10 tRNA genes are annotated in these 1,029 nt (G+C 49.9%); all 10 read right to left on the bottom strand.

The features are described from left to right. Nucleotides 1–86: 86 nt before the first annotated feature. The 10 genes from DW196_RS11085 to DW196_RS11040 all read right to left on the bottom strand — a co-directional run bounded on the left by DW196_RS11085 (nt 87) and on the right by DW196_RS11040 (nt 951). Nucleotides 87–170: transfer RNA gene (locus tag DW196_RS11085), tRNA-Leu, on the bottom strand. 8 nt (nt 171–178) lie between these two features. Next, nucleotides 179–249, bottom strand: a tRNA-Cys gene (locus tag DW196_RS11080). 10 nt (nt 250–259) lie between these two features. Next, nucleotides 260–331 (bottom strand) — tRNA-Gln (locus DW196_RS11075). Nucleotides 332–341: 10 nt separating this feature from the next. Continuing rightward, nucleotides 342–414: transfer RNA gene (locus DW196_RS11070), tRNA-His, on the bottom strand. 11 nt (nt 415–425) lie between these two features. Next, a tRNA-Trp gene (locus DW196_RS11065) sits at nt 426–496 on the bottom strand. A 7-nt stretch (nt 497–503) separates the two neighbouring features. Then, nucleotides 504–584, bottom strand: a tRNA-Tyr gene (locus DW196_RS11060). 3 nt (nt 585–587) lie between these two features. Next, nucleotides 588–659: transfer RNA gene (locus tag DW196_RS11055), tRNA-Phe, on the bottom strand. Between the two features lie 6 nt (nt 660–665). Beyond that, nucleotides 666–738: transfer RNA gene (locus DW196_RS11050), tRNA-Asp, on the bottom strand. A gap of 24 nt (nt 739–762) precedes the next feature. Next, a tRNA-Glu gene (locus DW196_RS11045) sits at nt 763–842 on the bottom strand. A 19-nt stretch (nt 843–861) separates the two neighbouring features. Next, nucleotides 862–951 (bottom strand) — tRNA-Ser (locus DW196_RS11040). Between the last annotated feature and the right edge of the window lie 78 nt (nt 952–1,029).

Here is a 1,029-nt window from a genome sequence, read left to right as displayed (position 1 = left end):
TCCTAAATTCTAACGTTTTAACTCTTACCAACAGTAGTTGACAAAGAGCCCTTAAAATACGATGGTTTCAACTGTATCAACCGATATACCGGCGGCCGGGGTCGAACCGGCACGCCCGTGAGGGCACTGGATTTTGAGTCCAGCGCGTCTGCCAATTCCGCCACGCCGGCAAAACAAGAGGCGGTAACCGGATTTGAACCGATGATAAAGGTTTTGCAGACCTCTGCCTTACCACTTGGCTATACCGCCTTTAAAAAAACTGGGCTAGCTGGATTCGAACCAACGAGTGACGGAGTCAAAGTCCGTTGCCTTACCGCTTGGCTATAGCCCAATAATAAAAAGGCGACTGATGGGAATCGAACCCACGAATGCCGGAGCCACAATCCGGTGCGTTAACCACTTCGCCACAGTCGCCATAATTATAACAGGGGTAGTAGGAATCGAACCCACGCTGACGGTTTTGGAGACCGTAGTTCTACCGCTAAACTATACCCCTTTAAATATGGAGGGGGGCAGATTCGAACTGCCGAACCCGAAGGAGCGGATTTACAGTCCGCCGCGTTTAGCCACTTCGCTACCCCTCCAAATGGCGCAAGACAGAATCGAACTGCCGACACACGGAGCTTCAATCCGTTGCTCTACCAACTGAGCTACTGCGCAAATAACGGTCCCGACGGGAATCGAACCCGCGATCTCCTGCGTGACAGGCAGGCATGTTAACCCCTACGCCACGGAACCTATTTATGATTTTATTTCTTTAATTGGTATTTCCCGTCCGGGAATCGAACCCGTGTTACCGCCGTGAAAGGGCGGTGTCTTAACCGCTTGACCAACGGGCCAATATAATAATTCTTTTAGATACGGAGAGTAAGGGATTCGAACCCTTGAGACAGTTATTACCGCCTACATGATTTCCAATCATGCTCCTTCGGCCAACTCGGACAACTCTCCAGAGTTTTAACCATCTTATAAAAGAACTCCGGCAGTAGGACTCGAACCTACGACATCATGATTAACAGTCATGCGCTA

It is taken from the genome of Vagococcus sp. AM17-17 (assembly GCF_003471765.1).
GTDB classification, from domain to species: Bacteria; Bacillota; Bacilli; order Lactobacillales; family Vagococcaceae; genus Vagococcus; species Vagococcus teuberi.
Note: the sequence above shows the minus strand (reverse complement) of the source record. Positions and strands in the feature narration are given on the sequence as shown.